This window comes from Amycolatopsis sp. NPDC004079 (genome assembly GCF_040610415.1).
Classification (GTDB): Bacteria; Actinomycetota; Actinomycetes; order Mycobacteriales; family Pseudonocardiaceae; genus Amycolatopsis; species Amycolatopsis halotolerans.
In genome coordinates, this window is record NZ_JBEXMH010000060.1 from 1 (window position 1) to 15,615 (window position 15,615).

16 protein-coding genes are annotated in these 15,615 nt (G+C 70.8%); 6 read left to right on the forward strand and 10 right to left on the reverse strand.

What is annotated here, in order from left to right:
* The first annotated feature begins 276 nt into the window (after positions 1 to 276).
* Genes hemE through ABZX37_RS39210 form a run of 4 tightly spaced genes read left to right on the forward strand, consistent with a single transcriptional unit; the run spans position 277 to position 4,878 of the window.
* Positions 277 to 1,359 carry a uroporphyrinogen decarboxylase gene (gene hemE, locus ABZX37_RS39195; RefSeq protein WP_354748408.1) on the forward strand — a complete coding sequence of 361 codons (1,083 nt, stop codon included), beginning with the start codon at positions 277 to 279 and terminating at the stop codon, positions 1,357 to 1,359.
* Positions 1,356 to 2,765, forward strand: coding sequence for a protoporphyrinogen oxidase (gene hemG / locus ABZX37_RS39200; protein WP_354748410.1), 1,410 nt, complete (start codon positions 1,356 to 1,358; stop codon positions 2,763 to 2,765). Before hemE ends, hemG begins: the two co-directional genes overlap by 4 nt.
* A gap of 46 nt (positions 2,766 to 2,811) precedes the next feature.
* The gene (hemQ, locus tag ABZX37_RS39205) at positions 2,812 to 3,504 is read left to right on the forward strand and encodes a hydrogen peroxide-dependent heme synthase (RefSeq protein ID WP_037819061.1); all 693 of its coding nucleotides are present in this window, start codon (positions 2,812 to 2,814) and stop codon (positions 3,502 to 3,504) included.
* Between the two features lie 6 nt (positions 3,505 to 3,510).
* Positions 3,511 to 4,878 (forward strand): CoA transferase, encoded by a 1,368-nt coding sequence (locus tag ABZX37_RS39210; RefSeq protein ID WP_354748412.1) that lies wholly within the window; start codon positions 3,511 to 3,513, stop codon positions 4,876 to 4,878.
* 592 nt (positions 4,879 to 5,470) lie between these two features.
* Here ABZX37_RS39210 and ABZX37_RS39215 read toward each other — a convergent pair.
* From ABZX37_RS39215 to ABZX37_RS39260, 10 genes are all read right to left on the reverse strand, one after another.
* Positions 5,471 to 6,250 carry a TIGR04222 domain-containing membrane protein gene (locus tag ABZX37_RS39215; protein ID WP_354748414.1) on the reverse strand — a complete coding sequence of 260 codons (780 nt, stop codon included), beginning with the start codon at positions 6,248 to 6,250 and terminating at the stop codon, positions 5,471 to 5,473.
* Positions 6,251 to 6,351: 101 nt separating this feature from the next.
* Positions 6,352 to 6,678, reverse strand: a complete 327-nt coding sequence (locus ABZX37_RS39220; protein WP_354748416.1) for a hypothetical protein — start codon at positions 6,676 to 6,678, stop codon at positions 6,352 to 6,354.
* A complete protein-coding gene (locus tag ABZX37_RS39225; protein ID WP_354748418.1) occupies positions 6,675 to 7,478 on the reverse strand; it encodes a DUF692 domain-containing protein in 804 nt (267 codons plus the stop codon). Before ABZX37_RS39225 ends, ABZX37_RS39220 begins: the two co-directional genes overlap by 4 nt.
* Positions 7,471 to 8,301 (reverse strand): TIGR04222 domain-containing membrane protein, encoded by an 831-nt coding sequence (locus ABZX37_RS39230; RefSeq protein ID WP_354748420.1) that lies wholly within the window; start codon positions 8,299 to 8,301, stop codon positions 7,471 to 7,473. Before ABZX37_RS39230 ends, ABZX37_RS39225 begins: the two co-directional genes overlap by 8 nt.
* 60 nt (positions 8,302 to 8,361) lie before the next feature.
* Positions 8,362 to 9,312, reverse strand: coding sequence for a TIGR04222 domain-containing membrane protein (locus tag ABZX37_RS39235; RefSeq protein WP_354748422.1), 951 nt, complete (start codon positions 9,310 to 9,312; stop codon positions 8,362 to 8,364).
* A 98-nt stretch (positions 9,313 to 9,410) separates the two neighbouring features.
* The gene (locus tag ABZX37_RS39240) at positions 9,411 to 10,343 is read right to left on the reverse strand and encodes a TIGR04222 domain-containing membrane protein (RefSeq protein ID WP_354748423.1); all 933 of its coding nucleotides are present in this window, start codon (positions 10,341 to 10,343) and stop codon (positions 9,411 to 9,413) included.
* 111 nt (positions 10,344 to 10,454) lie between these two features.
* Positions 10,455 to 10,883 carry a peptide-methionine (R)-S-oxide reductase MsrB gene (msrB, locus tag ABZX37_RS39245; protein WP_354748425.1) on the reverse strand — a complete coding sequence of 143 codons (429 nt, stop codon included), beginning with the start codon at positions 10,881 to 10,883 and terminating at the stop codon, positions 10,455 to 10,457.
* A gap of 19 nt (positions 10,884 to 10,902) precedes the next feature.
* On the reverse strand, positions 10,903 to 11,208 hold the full coding sequence (locus ABZX37_RS39250) for a hypothetical protein (protein WP_354748427.1): 306 nt from the start codon (positions 11,206 to 11,208) through the stop codon (positions 10,903 to 10,905).
* A gap of 50 nt (positions 11,209 to 11,258) precedes the next feature.
* Complete coding sequence (locus tag ABZX37_RS39255; RefSeq protein WP_354748496.1) at positions 11,259 to 12,899, reverse strand: serine/threonine-protein kinase; 1,641 nt, start codon at positions 12,897 to 12,899, stop codon at positions 11,259 to 11,261.
* Between the two features lie 117 nt (positions 12,900 to 13,016).
* Positions 13,017 to 13,691, reverse strand: a complete 675-nt coding sequence (locus tag ABZX37_RS39260) for a TVP38/TMEM64 family protein (protein WP_354748429.1) — start codon at positions 13,689 to 13,691, stop codon at positions 13,017 to 13,019.
* 37 nt (positions 13,692 to 13,728) lie between these two features.
* Here ABZX37_RS39260 and ABZX37_RS39265 point away from each other — a divergent pair, with 37 nt between their 5' ends.
* Together ABZX37_RS39265 and ABZX37_RS39270 are read left to right on the forward strand one after the other, a co-directional pair.
* A complete protein-coding gene (locus ABZX37_RS39265; protein WP_354748431.1) occupies positions 13,729 to 14,751 on the forward strand; it encodes a DNA polymerase domain-containing protein in 1,023 nt (340 codons plus the stop codon).
* Between the two features lie 193 nt (positions 14,752 to 14,944).
* Positions 14,945 to 15,337 (forward strand): DUF6221 family protein, encoded by a 393-nt coding sequence (locus ABZX37_RS39270; protein ID WP_116206681.1) that lies wholly within the window; start codon positions 14,945 to 14,947, stop codon positions 15,335 to 15,337.
* Positions 15,338 to 15,615 lie beyond the last annotated feature (278 nt).

Genomic DNA, 15,615 nt, shown 5'->3' on the forward strand with positions numbered 1-15,615 from the left:
GCTCCTTGCAGGAATCAGATTCCCTCAAGGAGCCCTTCACGGACCTACTCAGGGGCAGGGAAGAACCCCGCGCCGTCGACACGGCATCCGCTCCAAGAAAGCCCCAATGCCACGCTGGGGTGCGTAATGCGCAACGAATCCGGCATTCGCGCCAGGCGAGCGATGCCGAATCCGGTGCCGAGGCGTGCGGGATCCTCGGCAGCCGCGGCCGCCCGCAGCCGCGTCCGGGCTCGTTGGACACGGGGCGGCCCGGGACTGTCGGACCCGCGTGGGACCATGGGGGTCGTGCCTCAGGTTTCGTCCGCGCCCGTCGGCGCTCCGTCCGTTTCGCCCCGTCGCGCCCTGCCCGGCTCGGCTTTCCTCGCCGCCGCGCGCGGCGAGCGGCCCGCGCACGTCCCGGTGTGGTTCATGCGCCAGGCCGGCCGTTCGCTGCCGGAGTACCGCGCGCTGCGCGAGGGTGTCCCGATGCTCGACGCGTGCTTCGACCCGGAGATGCTCGCCGAGATCACGATGCAGCCGGTCCGCAGGCTCGGCGTCGACGCGGCGATCCTGTTCAGCGACATCGTGGTTCCGCTCAAGGCGGCCGGCCTCGACATCGACATCGTTCCCGGCACCGGCCCGGTCGTGGCCTCGCCGATCCGCGACGCGGAGGCGGTGCGCGCGCTGCCGAAGCTCGAAGCCGAGCAGGTGGCGAAGGTCGCCGAGGGCGTCCGGCTGCTGGTGGACCGGCTCGGCGAAACGCCGCTGATCGGGTTCGCCGGAGCGCCGTTCACGCTGGCCAGCTACCTGATCGAGGGCGGCCCGAGCCGCAACCACGAGCACACCAAAGCCCTGATGCACTCGCAGCCCGAGGTCTGGCACGACCTCGCCGCGCGCCTCGCCGACATCGCCGCCACGTTCCTGCGCGCCCAGCTCGACGCGGGCGTGGACGCGGTGCAGCTGTTCGACTCGTGGGCCGGTGCGCTGTCCGAGCGCGACTACCGCGAGTTCGTGCTGCCGCATTCGGCCCGGGTGCTGGCCGTGGCCGGCGAGTACAACGTGCCGCGGATCCACTTCGGCGTGGGCACCGGCGAGCTGCTCGGCGCGATGCGCGAGGCGGGCGCGGACGTCGTCGGCGTCGACTGGCGGATCCCGCTCGACGTCGCGGTCCACCGGCTCGGCGGCAAGGTTTCGGTGCAGGGCAACCTCGACCCGGCGCTGCTGTACGCGTCGTGGCCGGTCCTGGAGGCCGAGGTGCGCCGGATCGTCGAGGAGGGCCGCACCGCTCGCGGGCACGTGTTCAACCTCGGCCACGGCGTCCTGCCGGGCGTGGACCCGGAGGTACTGAAGCGCGTCGTTGACCTGGTGCACTCGCTGTGAAGCACGTCGCGGTCGTCGGCGGCGGGATCTCCGGGCTGGCCGCGGCGTACCGGTTGCACCGGCTGCTCGGCGACCGGGTCACGATCACTGTTTTCGAGAGCACGGACGCGATCGGCGGCAAGCTGCGCACGGCTGAGGTCGGCGGAGTCAGCTACGACGTCGGAGCCGAAGCATTCCTCGCCCGGCGGCCCGAGATGGTCTCCCTGGTCGATGAGGTCGGGCTGGCCGATCGCCTGGTGCATCCGACGAAGGCGCGCGCCAAGATCCACGCGGGCGGTTCGGTGCAGAGCTTGCCGCCCGGCACCGTGATGGGAGTCCCGGCTTCCGCCGATTCGGTCGCAGGCGTGCTGTCTGACGACGGACTGCGCGCGGTCGAGAAGGAGCGTTCGCTAGGCGCGGTCGAGCTGGGCGACGGCGATGTGCCGCTCGGACCGCTGCTGCGAACCCGGTTCGGCGACGAGCTGGTGGACCGGCTGGTCGACCCGCTGCTGGGCGGCGTGTACGCAGGCGGGGCAGACGGTCTTGGCCTTCGCGCGACGATGCCCGGCCTGGCCAACGCAATCGAAGGCGGCGCGGGTTCGCTCACCGAGGCCGCTTCCTCGCTGCTGCCGAAAACACCAGGCACCGCACCGGTTTTCGGCAGTCTCACCGGCGGCCTGCGGGGATTGCTCGATCGGCTGCTGGAGCTGTCCGGAGCTGAACTGCGCACCTCGTCGACGGTCCGCGCGCTGACGCGGACGCCGTCCGGCTGGCGGCTGGAGTTCGGCGCCGCCGCCCCCGCACACGCGCCCGCCGACAGCCCCGTCGACGCGGACGCGGTGCTGCTCGCGGTGCCCGCCCCGGCTGCGCGGAAGCTGCTCGACGGCGTGGTCCCGGCGGCTTCGACGGCGTTCGGCGCGGTCGAACTGGCGTCGATGGCGGTCGTCGCGTTCGCGTTCCCGCCGGGCACTGAACTGCCCGAGGCGTCCGGAATCCTCATCGGCGCGGGGGAGCGGGACGCGGAAGGCGTGCCGTACGCGTCCAAGGCGTTCACGTTCTCGTCGAACAAGTGGGCTCACCTCGGCGGTTCCGGACCGGTGCTGGTGCGCGGCTCCGTCGGCCGATTCGGCGAGCCCGGCGCGTTGAACGGCGACGACGATGCGCTTGTCGCGGCGGTCCGCGCGGACCTCGCCCGGCTCGCCGGGGTCACCGCGAAGCCGATCGACACCCTGGTGACGCGCTGGGGCGGCGGCCTCCCGCAATACGGCACCGGGCACCTGGAGCGGGTGACGCGGATCGAGACGGCGGTGGCGGACATCCCAGGCTTGGCCGTGGCGGGCGCCGCGCTGCACGGCGTCGGGCTGCCGGCCTGCGTGGCCACGGCCGATGCCGCCGCCCGGCGGATCGCGGAGCAGCTCTTCGTGTGACGGAGCCCCGTGGCGATCGCCGCGGCGACAGTGCCAGGATGGAGCTATGGCGCGGCTGAATTACAACGAACTCAACGACACGATCCGCTACACCACGTGGTCGGTCTTCCGGATCGAACCGGGGAAGTTGGGGGAGGACCGCGGCGCCGCGGGCCGCGAGACGGCCGAGTACCTCGACGGGCTCGAGGCCAAGGGCGTCGTCGTCCGGGGCGTGTACGACGTGTCCGGCCTCCGTGCCGACGCGGACTACATGATCTGGTGGCACGCCGAGGAGATCGAGCAGGTCCAGGCCGCCTACACCGGGTTCCGGCGCACGCCGCTCGGCCGCGCGTCCACGCCGGTCTGGAGCCAGACCGCGCTGCACCGGCCCGCCGAGTTCAACAAGAGCCACGTGCCCGCGTTCCTGGCCGGCGAGGAGGCGCGCAAGTACATCTGCGTGTACCCGTTCGTCCGGTCCTACGACTGGTACCTGCTGCCCGACGAGGACCGCCGCAAGATGCTGGCCGACCACGGCAAGGAGGCGCGGGACTACCCGGACGTGCGCGCCAACACCGTCGCGTCGTTCGCGCTCGGCGACTACGAGTGGATCCTCGCCTTCGAGGCCGACGAACTGCACCGGATCGTCGACCTGATGCGCCACCTGCGCAACACCGAGGCCCGTCGCCACGTGCGCGTCGAGATCCCGTTCTACACCGGCACGAAGGTGCCGCCCGCCGAGCTCGTCGCGGCTCTGCCGTAACCGCCGGTGCAGGACGTACTAGCCGGGGCCTGGCAGTCGCTCGCCGGGGAACCGCTGCCCGCCGTGTCCTTGACCGGCGACGAATCCGTGCTGCCCGGGCACTTCCGGGTCCCCGCCATGGCGAGCGCCAGCATCGCCGCGGCCACGCTGTCCGCAGGCGAACTGCTGCGCCTGCGCGGCATCGACCCCGGCACCGTGTCGGTCGACACCCGGCACGCCGCGGCCGCGTTCCGCAGTGAGCAACTGCTGCGCATCGACGGCGAACCCGCGCCGAGCCCGTGGGGCCCCATCGCCGGCGACTACCGCGCCGCCGACGGCTGGATCAAGCTGCACTGCAACACCCCACGGCATGAAGCGGCGGTCTGCTGGGCGCTCGGCGTCCCGGCGACCCGCGAAGCCGTGACCAAGACCGTGGCCGCGAAATCCATGGCAGAGGTCGAATCCGCCGTGGTGACCGCGGGCGGCGCGGCGGCGTTGATGCGCTCGCGCGAGGACTGGCTGGCGCACCCGCAAGGCCAGGCCGTCGCGGAACTGCCCCTGGTCGAGCTGGACCGAATCGGCGACGCGCCAAAGCGCACGCTGTTCGACTCGGACCGCCCGATGGGCGGCGTCCGCGTGCTGGAACTGACGCACGTGCTCGCCGGACCCGTCGCAGGCCGCGTGCTGGCCGCGCACGGCGCGAACGTGCTGCACGTCGGTGCCGCGCACCTGCCGCGGATCCCCATGCTGACCATGGACACCGGCCAGGGCAAACGCTCCGCCTTCGTCGCGCTCGACACCGAGGGCGGCCGCGCGAAGCTGAAGAAGCTCATCGCCCGCGCGGACGTCCTCGTCCAGTCGTTCCGCCCCGGCGCGCTGGCCCGGATCGGCCTCGGCCCGGAACAACTCGCCGAACTGCGCCCCGGCCTGGTGGTCGCGGACATCTCGGCGTACGGCTGGACCGGCCCGTGGGCCCGCCGCCGCGGCTTCGACAGCCTCGTGCAGATGTCGTCCGGCATCGCCGAGGAATACGCCACCGACGCTCCCGCTCCGCTGCCCGCACAAGCACTCGACCACGCGACCGGCTGGCTGACCGCCGCCGCGATCATGACGGCAATCCGCCGCACGGTCACCGACGGCGGCAGCTGGCACGCCCGCCTGTCCCTCGCCGGCACCGGACGATGGCTGGATTCCTTGGGCCGCAAGGATCCGACACCGTCCGAAGTGGACTACACGGACGTGCTCGAGACGGTCGACAGCGACTTCGGCCAGATGACCCGGGTACGGATGGCCGGAGAACTGCCGGGCGCGCCGCCGCACTGGGACCACCCGTCGCCCAAACCTGGCGCGGATACGGCGGTGTGGTCGCCGGTTGTGCCGCAGCCAGTTCCGTGAGCACAGCTGGTTTCGCCAGCGCCGTCGGTCCCGTGAGCGCAGCTGGTTTCGTGAGCGCTGGCGGTCCCGCAAGCGCAGCCGTTTCGTGAGCGCTGTGCCAGTCCGGTGAGCGCAACCAGCTCCGCGAGTTGCCACCGGACGGTGGGAGCCGCACCGGCCTGGTGGGCACCGCCGGTCTCGTGAGCGCAGGCAGGTTCGCGGATGCCCTGGCCCGCCAGCGCCGCGCCGGTCCCGTGCGTTCAGCCAGTCCTGCGAGTGCTGCCGATCCCGCGAGCGCACCGGCCGGTCAGCGCGGTACCGGTTTCGTGAGCGCGCCCAGTCCCGTCAGCGCCACCGGACGGTGGGCACCGCGCCGGTCCCGCGGGCAGACGGTCTCCTAAGCGCACACAGTTCCATGAGCGCAGCCGTCCTGTGCGTACCTCCACTCCCGTGAGCGCTGCCGATCCCGCAAGCACCCCGGCCTGCGAGCGTCGCGGCCTGCGAGCACCGCGCCGATCTGCAAGCACCGCCAGTCCCGTAGGCACCGCGCCGGTCGCGTGAGCACCATCAGCCTCGCGAATCCCACCAGCCAACGCCGCTCGCGCCACATCGGCTAAATCGGCATAAGCCCTCCCGCGATCCGCTTGTCCGGATAAGCCGCCAGCCCGCCCAACGCGACAAGCTCGGCCGGTCCTGAACGACGGCCCCCAGCACCCTGCTGTTCGGCCTGGGCGAGCACCGTCGCCCCAGCGGTCGTCGGCGGCAGCGACTTGACCGTCCGCTCGCCGAACGTCTTGGTGATCCGCTGACTGCCGACCAGGCAGAGCCAGAGCGTCAGCCCGGTCTCGATGAAAACAAGCAGCACCATGACGTTCAGGTGAGACCGGCCGACGTCGTAGACCAGCCGCGCCACGCCGATCGCCAGCACGACCACGGCGATCGCGGTCAGCGTGTACCCGAGGCTCGTCAACGGCCTGCGCCGGCTGACCAGTCGCCGCTGGACCAGATCGGTTTCGAGCGTCCGTATCGCAGCCTTGACCGCCGAGGTCCGCGCGATCCACGACGCCAGCAGACCTCGACCAGCCGCCTGGTGCACGGCTTGTTCGACCGGCGGCGACGCCGGTGGCGGACCGGCGGCGGCGACCTCGCCCAGCGGCCCGACCTGCAGCTGGCCGCGCGAGAGCAGTGCCGCGATCGCGGTTTCCACCACCCGAGGCCGCCCGTCGGCCAAGTACGCGACGTCGTAGGCATCGCGCGGCACGGCGGCCGACTCCGGCGCGGACGCCTGCGTGGCCAGTTTGTTCTTGCCCATGGCCAGAATGCTCAACACGCCCACGGCGGTGGCCGCGTAGACGAGATAGATCGGGCTCAAGGCAGCCCAGAATCCGTTCACGACAGGTTCCCTCCCTCCCGGTCCGGCAGAGATTGGACAACACTGCCGTAACCAGACATGTCGTCAGCGTAACCAGCACCACCGACAAAACCGGAACGGGCTCAGCGGCGGAACCATGTGCGCCGGGGTTTGGGCAGGTCACCGCGGGCGATCAGCCACTCCGCGAACGCGTCGGCATACTCCCGCGCCCGGATCGAAGTCGTCTTTGGCCGCTCCGCGGCGTAGGTGTCGAACAACGGCCGATACCGCGAGCCGAGCGTCTCAGGCAGGTCCGGTCGCAGGTACGCCACTAGTCGCCGCCGCTTGGCGAGCAGCACGTCGGCCTCGATGCGCAACCGCGAGGCATCGAAGCCGGACGGTGCTTCGGCTCCGGTCAACAGGCTGTCCAGCAACGCAGCCTGCCGAGCAGCCAGTTCTTCCCGGCTCACAGGGTCACCGCGGTCCGCAACGCGACCAGTTCGGCAGCGAGTTCGGAATCGGTGGGGTAGTCGTCGTCGCGCTCCAAAAGAACACCCGGCGGATCTGTGCGCCGACGCAGCTCGGAGAGCAGATCCAGCACCTCCGGCAGCACTGGATGCGCGTGCGTGTCGTGGTAAACCCCGTCGCGCTCCACGCCGCCGGCCATGTGCACGTAAGCCAGCCGCTCCCACGGAATCCCGTCCAGGAACGCCACCGGATCGGTACCCACATTGCGCGCGTTCGCGTACAGGTTCGCCACGTCGATGATCAGCAGGCAGCCGGTCCGTTCGGTCAGCTCGGTGAGGAATTGTTCCTCGGACAGCTCGCTTTCCGGCCATTCCAGCAGCGCGGCGATGTTCTCCAGCGCCAGCGGTACGTCCACAATGGACTGAGCGAGCCGGACGTTGTCCACCAGCACGTCCAGCGCCTCGCGCGTGCGCGGCAGCGGCATCAGGTGCCCGGAATCGAGCCCGCCCGCGCGGACGAAGCACACGTGGTCGCTGACGAGCGGCGCGTCGAGGACCCGGGCCAGCTCGGCCAGGTGTTCCACCCGCGCGGTGTCCAGTGGCTCGGCCCCGCCCAGCGACAGCGACACCGCGTGCGGCAGCACCGGCATCCCGCGATCCTTCAGCGCCAGCAGGCTTTCCGGCAGGTGCGGGGCGTGCAGGTTCTCCGCGACCACCTCGACCCAGTCGACGCCCGGCAGCCGCGCGATCGACAGGTCCAGTTCCGGCCGCCAGCCGATGCCGATCCCCAGCCGGTCAGCCACCGCACCCACCTCCGCCTCCGCATCCGCCGCCACCGCCGCAGGACGATCCGCCGCCGGACGAGCTTCCCGCACCGCTTTTCAGCGCCAAGCTTGTCGCATGGTCCGGATACACCGCGAACCCGCCCAGCGCGACCAGCGAAGCGGCACCGACGAGCAGCGCGCCGGCCTGTGCCCGCTGGGCCGCCCGGTCCGTCCGAACTGCCGCGACCATCGCTCGCCCGGCCTTGGTCAGCTGGACCTTCGGCCGCTTGCGGCTGGTCACCGCCAGTACCAGGAGAATCGCGGTGACCGCCAGCAGCACCGCCAGCCCGCCTGTCGGCCGGTGCAGCGCAGAGCCGTTCGCCCAGCGCGCCAGACCGACCAGGAGCACGGCGACGTAGACGAGAACCACACCCGTCGCGAAGCGGGCCGAAGCGGCCGTGATCAGACCGCGTTGGCGGAGGTCGTTCCCAATGCTGCGCACCGGAGTGGAGACCACTTCTGCCGTGCGCAGCGTCGCGGTTGTCTGCGGCCGTTTCCGCACGGCCGCGTAAACCGCCTGCTCAACCGGCCCTGTCGGCGCTCCGGAGACAGCGGTGAGCTGACCCCTGGTGTCGACCCGCAGCAACCCGCGCTCCAGCAGCGCCGCGATCGCCGTGTCGACCGTGCGATGGTGCCCGCCTGCGAGATAGGCGAGCTGGTAGACGTCGAGCGGTCGGTGCACGTCCGCGGGCGCTCTCGGCCCGACTCGCGGCCAGGCCAACTGCACCGCCAGCGTCAAGGCCAGCGCCGCTCCGTAGATTGCCAGGAACTGCGGGCCGGAGATCCCCCACGGCTCGTGCACGGCGTCTCCCTCCTCGGTCCGGATACCCTGCTGACGCCCGGACCGCGCGGTTCGTTGCGTCTATCCGCCGCAGCCGCCCCCGCCGCCGCAACTGCTGCCTCCGCCGCACGAAGACCCGCTGCTGCACGAGGAACCACTGCTGCACGACGATCCGCCGCTCGATCCGCCGCCTCCGGTCCAGCCGCCTCCGCCGCCGCTGAGCAGCGCCGTGCTCATCTCGTCGTCCGGGTACAGCGCGATCCCGCCGAGCGCGACCACCGCCGCGGCCCCGACGAGCAACGTTCCGCCGCCGTTGCGGCTCGTGGAGGCGAACTCCTCAGGCCGTTCCTGCGCGGCTTTCGCGTCTTCGCGGGCCCGCACCACGACCGCGTGGCCGGCGTCGGTCGCCTGGGACGTTTTCTTGCCCTTTCGGGACGTGAACGCGATCAACGTCAGGATCCCGGCCACGACCAGCAGCCCGATCAACCCGCCGATCGGCCGGTCCAGCTGTGCCCCGTTGACCGCGCGGACGACGCCGATCAGCACCAGCGCCGCGTACGCCGCCACAACGCCGGTGCGGAAGCCGTCCAGTCCGTCGCCGACGACGGTCATCAGCCCGCGCCGCTCGAGGTCCTCGCGGATCTTCTCCACTTCCGGCCGGACCACCGGCGACTTGCGCACCATGGCAACAGTCGCGGTGCCGCTCTTCGCGGCGTCGTGCACCGCGCGTTCCAGCCGCTTGCGAGACGGTCGCTTGCCGATCGCGCTCAGTTTGCCCTTGCTGCTCACCCGCAGGAGTTCCTGTTCCAGCAGGGTCGCGATCGCGGTGTCGACCGTGCGATCCGCGCCGCCGGCCAGGTAGGCGAGCTGGTAGACGTCCGGCTGCGGCGGTGCCTCGACGACGGCGGGCGCGTCCCGCTGCCGCTTCCGCGCGATCGACGGCCAGCTCAGCTGCACCAGCAGCACGACGGCTAGCGCCAGGCCGAAGATCAGCAGGAATTGCGGGCCGGAAATGCCCCACGGTTCGTCCACGGTTCCCCCTCTTTTCCGCTTTGCCGGAACCCTAACCGGACCGTCGCCGGAGGCTGTCGGCAGAACTGACGCAGCCGCTGTCCGATTCGTTCCCCGGCTCAGCTGTTCCCGCCGCCGCAGCCCCCGCCGCCTCCTCCGCACCCGCTGCCGCAGCCGGATCCGCACCCCGAACCGCCGCAGCCGGACCCGCAGCCCGCTCCGCCGCCGCAGCCCGATCCGCAGCCAGCCCCGGCGGCCCAGTACCCCGCCGCTCCGGAGAACCCGCCCGCGACGCCGGTGCCCGCGACGGCCGCCCGCGCCTGCCGGGTCGCCGGGAGCCCGCGGAGCAGCGCGACCCGCAGCTCGCGATCCGGATGATTCGAAAGCCCGCCGACCGCGACGTTCCCGGTCAAGCCGCTGATCAGGCTCTGGTCCGGCCACGCCGCTTCGACCGTCTCGCGCCCGGCGTCGGTCGGGCGGACCCACCTGGCCGCCCGGCGACGGGAGAGCGCGGCAAAGGCGAACCACCCCGGCAGCAGAACCGAGATCAGCACAAAGCCGTTGAGCCCGCCGACGAACGCCGCCACCCCGGCTGCCGCCAGCACTGCTTCTTCGATCGCGGTCCACTTCCACACCCGTTGCAGCGCCTGGCCGTCGACGAGCAGACCGCGCTTGGTCAGGTCGTCGACCAGCTCGCGGACAGCGTCTCCCCAGACCAGACCGCGCAGCACCGTCGCGATCCCGACGCCCGTGCCAGCCAGCTCAGCGGCTTCCCGGCTCAGATCGTCGGACGGTTCGGTCGGCGTGCGATACAGCCGTCCCACGGAATCCGCCCGCAGCTGCTCCCGCTCCAGCATTGAAGCGACTGTCGTTTCGGCGACGCGGATCGGGCCGCTGGTCAGCAACGCGACCTGCGCCGCGGACGTCAGCCGGGTTTCGGGATGCCTGCCGCGGCGCAACCGGGCGGCGGTCCGCAGCCCGAGCCACCAGCAGACCAGCGCCAGCACCAGGATCAGCGCGGCCGGCGTCGCGCGTTCGATCGTCCACTCCATCACGGACCCCCTCCGGATGAACAATCCACGCTACCTGCTCCGCGCGGGTTGCCGCCGGACGAAAAACCGCCCTCCCCGGGACGGGAAGGGCGGTCTTGGGGGACCCGGGCGTCAGTCGCCGGATTCCTCGACGAGCTTCAGGGAAATCGAGTTGATGCAGTAGCGCTGGTCCGTGGGAGTGGCGTAGCCCTCGCCCTCGAACACGTGCCCGAGGTGGCTGTGGCACGAGGCGCACAGCACCTCGATGCGCCGCATGCCCATGGTGCGGTCCTCGCGCAGCAGCACCGCGTCGGTGTCCGCCGGGTCGTAGAACGACGGCCAGCCGCAGTGGCTTTCGAACTTCGTGTCGCTGCGGAACAGCTCCGCGCCGCAAGCCCGGCACTCGTACACGCCGGTGGTCTTGGTGTCGGTGTACTCGCCGGTGAACGGCCGTTCGGTGCCGGCTTGCCGGAGCACCGCGTACTCCTCGGGGCCCAGCTGCTCCCGCCATTCCTGGTCGGACTTCACCACGCGGGGAGTGGTGCCGACGACGGGTTTCATACCTTTCACCCTTCCCACGTTACCTGGAGAGAAAAGCGACCGTGTGCAGCGCGATGTCCCAGGCGGTGACCAGCAGCCCCAGCACGATCAGCACCACGACCAGCGCGGACACCCAGTAGCGGAGCCCGCCGGTGCGGTTGCTGGACTCGGCGAAGTCGGCGACCTGGTCCAGGCACGCCTCGACGGTGAAAGTCGGCCCGGTGCGCTCCATCCGGTCGAGATGAGCGGCGAACGCACGGGCATCCGGGTCGTACGGATCCAGCCCGACCAGATCCTCGTGGAACCGAGGATTCCAGCCCGGCGGCAGAGCTCCGTTCTCGGCCATGCCTCAACGGTAGGCTATTCGCCCCGTCGGACCCACCTCTGCGGCGAGTGTCACTGAGCGGGCGCGCCGCCTCCGAGGCGGGGATCGCTGTTGATCATCAAGGTGCCGTCGTCTGTGGAAATGACCTGGACGACCTTCGGCGTCGGCGCGCCGCCTTTCGGCGTGAGGATGATCTGCACGTCGACGGAGCCGTCTGGGTTGTTTTGGCGTTTGTAAACGCTCGCGCCCTTGTAGGAGGACAGCCCGTTCTGGCCCCAGTAAGAGGCGAACGCGGCCTGATCGCCGAACGCGGCCTGCGCCGACGGCGTCAACATCGCCCACGCACCTGGCGTCCCGACACCCGAATAGAAGTCCACGACGCGGTCGCCTGCTGGCTTCCACTCGACGTTGCCGCTGGATTTGGCTGGCGGTGCCGAAGAACTCGGCGTGCTCGACGGAGTCGCCGGAGCGGAGGAGTTCGTCACCGACGACTGTGCGTTCGACGAACTGCCGCCCTTGTCCTGACTGCTGCTCAGCACCAGGAACACCACCAACGCCACCACGACAACAGCCGCAGCCCCGCCGAGGAGGAACGCCAGCTTCTTCTTCCGCGCCGCAGCGGCCGAAACCCGCTCGCCCGACCCGGCACCGGAGTAATTCGGCGCAGCAGCAGTAGGCGAAGGCCGCACCGCGGGCTGCGCACGCGGCGGCGTGTTCGGCGGGGGAGCAGGCCGCGAAGGTGCGTTCATCGGCATGAACGCCGCAGTCGGCGTCCGCGGCGGGTTCGACGGAGCCTTCGGCGCGGACGCGGCAGCAGCCGCCGGGGCACCTGCACGCGCCCACGGCGGGCGAGACCCGTTGCTCCCCGGACCGCGATTGCCCGAAAGCAGCTGCTGCGGCGCAGCCGGTTCCCCGGTCGCCAGCGAAGCAAGCCGCTCGCGTGCCTCGGCCATGCTCGGCCGCTCGGAAGCCTCGCTGCGCAGCAGGCTCATCAGCAACGCGGTCGCCGGGCCGGCCTGCGTCGGCGGGTTGACCTGGCCGTTCGCCGCCGCGTACAGCAGCGCGAGCTGGTTCGTGGTATTGCCGTACGGGGTCTGTCCCTCGATCGCCTGGTACAGCGTCGCGCCGAGGGCGAAGACGTCCGAGCTGGGCACCGGGTCGGCGCCGCGGGCCAGCTCCGGCGCGAGGTATGCCGGGGTGCCGCCGATGAGGCCGGTCTGGGTGAGCGTCATGTCGCCAGCCGCGCGGGAGATACCGAAGTCGGTGATCTTCGCGGTGCCGGTTTCGTCGATCAGGATGTTGCCGGGCTTGACGTCCCGGTGCACGATCCCGGCGCGGTGCGCGGCCACGAGCGCCGCGGCGACCTGCTCGCCGATCCGTGCGACCTGGCCGACCGGCAGCGTGCCCTGGTCGGACAGCACCGCGGACAGGCTCGGGCCGTTGAGGTACTCCATCACCAGGCACGGGTCGCCGCCGTGCTCGGCGACGTCGAACACGACGATCGCGTTGGGGTGCTGGAAGCGGGCGGCGTTCTTCGCCTCGCGCATGGCGCGCTGGCGCATGTTGTCGCGTTCTGCCTCGGAGACGCCCGGCTGCGGCAGGATCTGCTTGATCGCCACGGACCGCTCCAGGCGCACGTCGACGGCGCGCCACACCACGCCCATGGCACCGCTACCAATGTGCTCGACGAGGCGGTAGTGCCCCGCGATCAGCTGCCCGGTGTCGATGACGCCCGCTCCTGACGAAAGTCCCGTGATCGTGTTCGTGCGCAGCACGGATGCCCCTCGCGCACCCGGACGAGTGTAGCGGTCGGAAGTACCTGCCCGCCGTCAGCCAGCCGGTGCCGACGGCACGGGAGCCTCCGGCTCGGCGGCTGGGACGCGCTTCCTGAGCACTCGCACCAATCCTGCCGCGCCGAGCGCCGCGAAGACCGCGTAGCAGGCCAGCAAAGCGGGCGGCGTGTCGCCGGTCAGCGCGTCCGCGAAAACCACCACCGCGATCGTCCCGGGGACGCTGCCGAGCGCCGTTCCGGCAAGGTAGGAAAGGAGTTTCACGGACGAAACGCCGCACAGGTAGTTCATCACCGAAAACGGGACGACCGGGATCAACCGCAGCGATGTGATGGCGAGCACGCCGCCGTCGGAGAGCCGGTCGTTGACGGCCCGCACCGGTGCGCGGTGGAGGTGCCGGAGGATCAGGTCCCGGCCGAGCAGCCGGGCCAGTCCGTACGCCAGCGCTGCGGCGATCGTGGTGGCCGCCAAGGCGATCAGCACTCCCGCGACGCTCCCGACGAGCAATCCGGCGGCCAGATTGAACACCGTGCGCGGAATCGGCGCGACGGTGAGCAACGAGTAGGCCACGAGGAGCACCAGCGGAGTCATCGAGCCGGTCGCCGCGGCCCAGGTGCGCAGCTGCGCCGGACCCGGGATCGGCAGCCACAGCGCGGCGGCGCCGAGAAGAGCTAGCACGACCAGGGCGACGATCAGCTTGGTTCTCCCGGACACCCCGCCACGGTACGGCACTCGCGGCTACGGTGGCCGCATGGCCAAAAACGGCGATCCGGTCGAATACCAGGTGGGGGAGCGCACCGTCCGGGTGTCGAGCCCGGACAAGGTCTATTTCCCCGAACGCGGCATCACGAAGCGGCAGGTCGTCGAGTACTACCTCGCCGTGGCCGACCCGTTGCTGCGGGCGATCGGCGAACGGCCGACCACGCTGAAACGCTACGTCGACGGCGTCACCGGCGAGTGGTTCTACGCCAAGCGCGTGCCCAAGGGCGCGCCGGACTGGCTCGAAACCGCGCGGATCGCCTTCCCGTCCGGCCGTACCGCCGACGAGGTCTGCCCGACCGAGCCCGCGGTGTTCGCCTGGGCGGCCAACCTCGGCACCTTCGACTTCCACCCGTGGCCGGTGCGCCGGTCCGACGTCGACCATCCGGACGAACTGCGGATCGACGTCGACCCGCCGGAACGCGCCGGGTTCGCCGACGCGGTCGAGGTCGCCGGCGTGGTCCGCGAGGTGCTCGCCGACGCCGGGCTCACCGGCTACCCGAAGACCTCCGGCGGCCGCGGCGTGCACGTCCTCGTCCGGATCCGCCCGGAATGGGACTTCATCGCGGTGCGGCACGCGGTGATCGCGCTCGGCCGCGAGGTCGAACGGCGGATCCCGGACAAGGCGACGGTGTCCTGGTGGAAGGAGGAACGCGGCGGCCGCGTCTTCCTCGACTACAACCAGGCGGCGCGAGACCGGACGGTCGCGTCGTCCTGGTCGGTCCGCGGCACCCCGCGTGCGACCGTCTCGACGCCGCTGACCTGGGATTTGCTGACCGACGTCGACCCGGACGATTTCGACGTGCTGACCGTCCCCAAGTTCCTCGCCGAGCGCGGCGACCTGCACGCGCCGATGGACGAGACGGCGTTCGGGCTGGAGACGCTGCTGGAGTGGTACGAGCGCGACGACCGCGACCTCGGCGGCGCGGAGCTCCCCTACCCGCCGGACTATCCCAAGATGCCCGGCGAACCGAAGCGGGTGCAGCCGAGCAAGGCTCGATCCGACCAGGCGTGATCGTCCGATTGCCGGGCGTGATCACTCTGGGTGATCAACATCGCGGGGAATTTCTGTGATGTTTCCGCAGGTCGTACCGATTTTTCCGAGGTCGATTACCATGGAGTGCGCTGCTGAATGGTAACGCGCCGGGGTCGAGGTGCGACTATTGCCGGGGCCGGGAGGGGGCCGGGACCCGGAGGAGGGAGACGTCGTGGACGACCTGATCGCGTTCCTCGCCGCGCGCGTCGGACAGCGGCAGGCGCTGATCATGCAGGCGGTGCAGAAGGGCAAGGCCGGAGAGCCGCTCAACCGCGGAGAGGCCAAGGTCGGGCTGGAGGAGCGGGTCCGTTCGCTCGGCGATCTTGAGCTTGACGTGGTCAATCAGATGATCAACGAGATCGAGGCGACTCGGCGGATCATGCTCGCCCATCGGACCACGGTGTCGGAGAAGGTGCCCGGGTTTCCGTTGTACGGCAGTGAGTATTGGTGCGAGACCTGTCATGTGCCCGCGGATGAGGCCGGGTCCAACTGGTGTTTGACGTTGCGGTTGCTGGCGTTGCCGTATGCGGAGCATCCGGATTACAGCGAGCGGTGGAGGCCGTAGGGGCGGCTCGTCGCCTGGCGGCGACATTGCTTTTGAGTGGTTGCGTGGGGCACCCCGAAGCTGATTGTGACGACGGACGGCGAGTGCTTGTCAAGGCGGGAAAGATGCCTTGACAAGCACCCGCCGTCCGCGTTTTTGGCTTCGTATCGGGGTGCGGGGGTGGTGTAGGTGCCTCGATGGTTGGGTGCACCGGCTGCGGTTTCGGGCGGGGCTAGCGCCCCAATGTGGCATTGGGTGCGTTGGATGCACCGAACGCCGCATTGGGTGCGTGGGATGCA